Here is a 5,134-nt window from a genome sequence, read left to right on the forward strand (position 1 = left end):
ATGATGCCAAAGGTGCGTGCTGTCGCTGGATTTTCATCCACATCCATCTTGACAATCTTGAGCTCATCTTCAGAAAGTTCCTCTGATAGTTTATCGAGGATTGGCCCCTGCATGCGGCAAGGCCCGCACCAAGTCGCCCAAAAGTCAATGAGCACTAATCCTTCCCTGGTTTCTTGTTCAAAACTTGCATCTGTGATTGCTTTTACCATTATTTTTCTCCTTTATTTTTAGTCAAAATTTGCCAAATCCTGCTTCATCAGGAAAAAGAACACATCTCCATAAGTGCCCTGATAGTTCAAATCATAGCCTTTATAAGTCAGCTTTTTAACCGGATAATAATCTGCTACCCCAATCAAGCAGGCTTGCTGGGACTGTTCAAACTCCTGATAAGACTCAAAGGTCATCTTCCACTCCTGCATAACAGCATCCAAATAGGTAATTTCAATCATAAAACCTCCTTTCGATTACAATTGTAACCAACATGTTTTATAACTATATTGTAACCTATGATATTACATCAGTCAAATAAAACGACTTGGGGAAATCAATCCACTTTTCAAGTAAGCCGCCGATTGCCTGACAAACAAAAAAGCCTCCCATCGGAAGACTTTCCCATGTAAATAAGAAAAAACAGGTTCAATGCCCCTTGTGCTTTTTCAACCGTTTTTGCTGTTTGAGTTTGAATTTCCTTTGCTTAGCCAGTTCTTTCTGCTGCTTGCGCTTGACTCGAGCGATTTTCTTTTGCTCTTCAAATTGCAGCTTCAGCGCTTCCTGAGACTTTGAAGAACGTGAAGCCATCTGCTCCTTTTTAGCCTGTCTCTGCAGGCGTTTAGGACTGACCGACTTAGTCATCTCCTTAACTCTGATGCTAGGACTAAACTTCAACCGATGATAATAACGGTTTAGAAAATTCAACAATTCCTGCGTACTAGGCTCTGCACCAAAGGTGACTCGGCAAACTCTATAAGATTGAGCATGTTCCTGCTCGAAAAGACCGTGCCAAAATCCCTCTTCAAAATAAACTGTCAGCGTCATTGAAATCTTATCCATGACAGCCCCTCCTTTAAAAATTCCTAAGAATGGACAACCAAGGAGGAAGGTTACTGACAAAAAATGGATTTTTGCGTCTGGACTACCAACCAGAACTGTGTTTTTATCTTAGTAGCTACAGTTTAGCAAGATTTTCTAAAAAACTCAAGGTTATCGGAATCTCGCTTAGATGACTGAATTGGATTTTCTTGTATGAGATCCAGAAAAATCAAAAACAAGAAATCTCTCTTCTTGTAAAATACATTCATTTCCGCTATAATACTACAAATACTGAAAGGAGAGAAAGATGAAATACATTTGGACCTTCTTAGTAACCTTGGTCTTGGCTGGACTGACTGTTTTCTTCTGGTATTCCCAGACTAAATCTAATCCCACCCCTCCTAAGCCAGAAACCACACAGACAGCCTCTAACGAGAAGAGCGACAAGCAACCGACTCCGACAGAAGACATCGTATCCGAAGAGTACAGTATTTCATACGATGACAAGCAACTCTACGGAAAGATTACTGCTCCTCGTGACTACAAGAGTAAAAAATTGCCGACTATTGTTATCGCACATGGATTCAACAACACCCTTGAGCAATATGAAATGTACAGCCAGCTGCTGGCAAAGCAAGGTTATCTGGTTTACAGCTTTGATTTCTACGGTGGCAGCCGCCAATCGAAAAGCGGTGGACAAGATATGCTGAATATGTCGGTCAAGACCGAACTGACAGACTTGACTCAAGTCATGGAAAAGCTTCGTTCTGAGACCTTTGTAGATAAGAGCAAAATGAGTTTATTCGGTGCCAGCCAAGGCGGTGTTGTTGCCAGTCTCTATGCTGCAGCTTATCCTGACCGTGTGCACAAACTCATGCTTATCTTTCCGGCCTTCGTTCTTTTCGATGATGCCAAGGAGACCTACCGTGAGCTGGGAAGCCCAGACCTCGATCAACTTCCTGATAGCCTGACACACCGCAATGCTACTCTGGGCAATATTTATCTGATTGATGCCTTAGACATTGACATTCAAGCAGAGCAGGCCAAAATCACCGCTCCGACCCTCATTATCCACGGTACTGACGACGCTGTCGTTCCCTACCAGTATGCGGTTGACGCCAGTCAGACCATTCCAAATGCAGAGCTGGTCACTGTAGAAGGCGGGAAACATCGCATTGACCAACGCTTCGCTATCACTGCCGCTCCTGCAATCCAAAAATTCTTGAAAGAGTAAAACTCACTGATAGAAAAAGTTCTTCTAAAGAAATAGAAGAGCTTTTTAGTTGAAGCATTAGAAGAATTAGTCTAAGACAGAAGATGTCAATGATACTTGAGTATCTCAAGACGGGCTAGATTTTAGAGGTAAGATAGTCAAAAAGCCCTCTGAAATCAGAGAGCTAATTTGAACTCGGGGTAAAATCCTAGTGAAAATTAAAAATCTCCCCGAAGGGAGAAGATCTGGTTTATTTTACCTTACAGTGCTAGGAACCGTAACTGAAGATAATACTTGAGTATATCGAGGTAAAGTGACAAGGCAATGTAAGTGGAAAATCAAGCAGATTAGCGACGAAGTCCTAGAGAGTTGATTAACTCACGGTAACGGTTAACGTCATTCTTACGAAGGTAAGCCAATAGGTTACGACGGCGACCGATTTTCTTCATCAAACCACGGTAAGTAGCGTGGTCTTTTTTGTGTTGCTTGATGTGGTCGTTGAGGTGGTTGATTTCCCAAGTAAGGACAGCAACTTGTACCTCTACTGAACCAGTGTCACCTTCGTGACGTGCGTATTGTGCAATGATTTCATTTTTTTTCTCTTTTGAGATTGCCATGATATACTCCTTTTCTTTACGCTTCATCCGAGTGGCAGGTTTGGCATGGCCTGCAACCAAGAAGAAGTTATTTGTCTTTTAGACATTCTTATTTTATCAGGAAGGAAAGGTTTTGTCAAATGTTCTAGTTTTCATACACGATAAATCTGTGTAGATAGTCCCCAAGCATCACTCAAGAATTTTTGCAAAAGGATTTGAATGACCAGCTGTGAAAAACTGACCTAGTCGCTTCATCAAAAATCGAGGACTTCTTACACTTTTATCGAGCCCCCACGTCTAAGCAGCCACTTTTTGACATTGGAGCAGGATTAGCTTATACTGAATTTAAGTTCATACAAAGAGAACGTCCTATGAAATATATCGAGTTTAGGGGAGCGCAAGCGAGAATTTTCTAAACTGCCCCAAACAGAAGATGTGTATAAAAACTATAATTTTTCAGCTAAAATCCTCTCCTGAGTAGAGCCGAGACGTGATTAGAGCCTGCTGAAGAATGCCTCGTTAATAGGAACTCCAGAATCACAGGGGCAAATTTGTCGTATTTAAAGACTGGAAAAGGATACTCAGCAAAGAAATCCAAGATTTCCAACTAACAGATAAAAACCACTCTCCATGAAAGGAAAAGATACATGAACCATTTCGACACAATCGTCATCGGCGGAGGACCGGCTGGCATGATGGCTGCCATTTCCAGTTCTTTCTATGGACAGAAGACCTTACTCCTTGAGAAAAATAAACGATTGGGCAAGAAACTAGCCGGAACGGGCGGCGGGCGCTGCAATGTGACCAATAACGGAAGCCTAGATGACCTCATGGCCGGTATTCCAGGCAACGGGCGCTTTCTTTACAGCGTCTTTTCCCAGTTTAACAACCATGATATCATTAACTTTTTTACCGAGAATGGTGTCAAACTCAAGGTCGAAGACCACGGTCGTGTTTTCCCAGCGACAGACAAGTCCCGCACCATTATCGAAGCTTTGGAAAAGAAAATTGCAGAGCTAGGTGGTACTGTCATCACCAATACCGAAATCGTCTCCGTTAAAAAATCTGATGAGCTTTTCACTGTCAAATCCAGCGACCAGGCTTGGACCTGTCAGAAATTAATTGTGACGACTGGCGGCAAGTCCTACCCTTCAACTGGCTCGACAGGCTTCGGACACGATATCGCCCGACACTTCAAGCACACAGTAACTGACCTGGAAGCCGCTGAAAGTCCTCTTCTGACTGACTTCCCTCACAAAGCGCTTCAGGGGATTTCGCTGGACGATGTGACCCTCAGCTATGGCAAGCATGTCATTACCCACGACCTGCTCTTTACCCACTTTGGCCTATCCGGTCCGGCTGCTCTGCGCTTGTCTAGCTTTGTCAAGGGCGGCGAAACCATCTATCTGGATGTCCTGCCACAGATGAGTCAGCAGGATTTGGCAGACTTTTTAGAAGAACATCGGGAGAAATCGCTGAAGAACTGCCTGAAAATCCTCCTACCCGAGCGAATGGTAGAATTTTTTGCCCAGCCCTTTCCCGAGAAAGTCAAACAACTCAATCTCAGTGAAAAAGAAGCTCTCATCAAGCAAATTAAAGAACTGCCCATCCCTGTCACTGGCAAAATGTCCCTGGCCAAGTCCTTTGTCACCAAGGGTGGCGTTAGTCTCAAGGAAATCAATCCTAAAACTCTGGAAAGCAAGCTCGTTCCCGGTCTCCACTTTGCCGGCGAAGTCCTAGACATCAATGCCCATACGGGCGGCTTCAATATCACTTCTGCCCTCTGCACCGGCTGGGTGGCAGGAAGTTTGCATTATGATTAAAAATTAAAGGGAGAACAAGATGAACAGATGCGAAACAGTTGAATTCGTCAACATGTGCATGATTTATGACGGAGAAAAAGTTCTTGTCCAGGACCGAGTTAGTCCTGACTGGCCCGGCATCACTTTTCCTGGCGGGCATGTAGAGCGCGGGGAATCTTTTACCGAGGCAGTTATCAGAGAAGTCAAAGAAGAAACGGGACTTACCATCTCCAAACCTCAACTTTGCGGCATCAAGGATTGGTATGATGACAAAGATTTTCGCTATGTTGTGCTGCTCTATAAGACAAAGCACTATTCCGGTGTGCTGCAATCCTCAGACGAAGGAAAGGTCCGGTGGGAAGAGTTGCAAAATCTGTCTCATCTGAAACTTGCAACTAAGGATATGTCAGACATGCTTCGTGTTTTTCTAGAAGACGATTTAAGTGAATTCTTTTACTATAAAGACGGTGACGACTGGCTTTATGACTTGAAGT

General features: G+C 43.6%; 7 protein-coding genes. 3 read left to right on the plus strand and 4 right to left on the minus strand.

Annotated features, from left to right (window positions below; translation table 11 throughout):
• The 3 genes from STRDD04_RS07420 to STRDD04_RS07430 form a co-directional block, all read right to left on the minus strand.
• The coding region (locus STRDD04_RS07420; protein ID WP_062201071.1) for a thioredoxin family protein at positions 1 to 209 on the minus strand (209 nt) is incomplete at its 3' end.
• Positions 210 to 227: 18 nt separating this feature from the next.
• A complete protein-coding gene (locus STRDD04_RS07425) occupies positions 228 to 449 on the minus strand; it encodes a DUF4649 family protein (protein WP_062201074.1) in 222 nt (73 codons plus the stop codon).
• A gap of 187 nt (positions 450 to 636) precedes the next feature.
• On the minus strand, positions 637 to 1,050 hold the full coding sequence (locus STRDD04_RS07430; RefSeq protein WP_062201078.1) for a YjdF family protein: 414 nt from the start codon (positions 1,048 to 1,050) through the stop codon (positions 637 to 639).
• Positions 1,051 to 1,336: 286 nt separating this feature from the next.
• On the opposite strand from STRDD04_RS07430, the gene STRDD04_RS07435 reads away from it, so the two are divergent.
• A complete protein-coding gene (locus STRDD04_RS07435) occupies positions 1,337 to 2,263 on the plus strand; it encodes an alpha/beta hydrolase family protein (protein ID WP_062201081.1) in 927 nt (308 codons plus the stop codon).
• Between the two features lie 326 nt (positions 2,264 to 2,589).
• Here the strand turns inward: STRDD04_RS07435 and rpsO are convergent, their stop codons facing one another.
• Positions 2,590 to 2,859: a 30S ribosomal protein S15 gene (gene rpsO / locus STRDD04_RS07440; RefSeq protein ID WP_004193424.1), complete on the minus strand. Its 270-nt coding sequence runs from the start codon at positions 2,857 to 2,859 to the stop codon at positions 2,590 to 2,592.
• 626 nt (positions 2,860 to 3,485) lie between these two features.
• On the opposite strand from rpsO, the gene STRDD04_RS07445 reads away from it, so the two are divergent.
• Both STRDD04_RS07445 and STRDD04_RS07450 read left to right on the plus strand, forming a co-directional pair.
• Positions 3,486 to 4,661 carry an aminoacetone oxidase gene (locus STRDD04_RS07445; protein WP_062201084.1) on the plus strand — a complete coding sequence of 392 codons (1,176 nt, stop codon included), beginning with the start codon at positions 3,486 to 3,488 and terminating at the stop codon, positions 4,659 to 4,661.
• Positions 4,662 to 4,680: 19 nt separating this feature from the next.
• The coding region (locus tag STRDD04_RS07450) for an 8-oxo-dGTP diphosphatase (RefSeq protein WP_062201086.1) at positions 4,681 to 5,134 on the plus strand (454 nt) is incomplete at its 3' end.

This window comes from Streptococcus sp. DD04 (genome assembly GCF_001578725.1).
Taxonomy (GTDB): domain Bacteria; phylum Bacillota; class Bacilli; order Lactobacillales; family Streptococcaceae; genus Streptococcus; species Streptococcus sinensis.

Bases quoted from the DNA above. Each gene is read 5' to 3' on its own strand.
- STRDD04_RS07425 (WP_062201074.1), bottom strand. From the start codon at position 449: ATGATTGAAATTACCTATTTGGATGCTGTTATGCAGGAGTGGAAGATG.
- STRDD04_RS07430 (WP_062201078.1), bottom strand. From the start codon at position 1,050: ATGGATAAGATTTCAATGACGCTGACAGTTTATTTTGAAGAGGGATTT.
- STRDD04_RS07435 (WP_062201081.1), top strand. From the start codon at position 1,337: ATGAAATACATTTGGACCTTCTTAGTAACCTTGGTCTTGGCTGGACTG.
- rpsO (WP_004193424.1), bottom strand. From the start codon at position 2,859: ATGGCAATCTCAAAAGAGAAAAAAAATGAAATCATTGCACAATACGCA.
- STRDD04_RS07445 (WP_062201084.1), top strand. From the start codon at position 3,486: ATGAACCATTTCGACACAATCGTCATCGGCGGAGGACCGGCTGGCATG.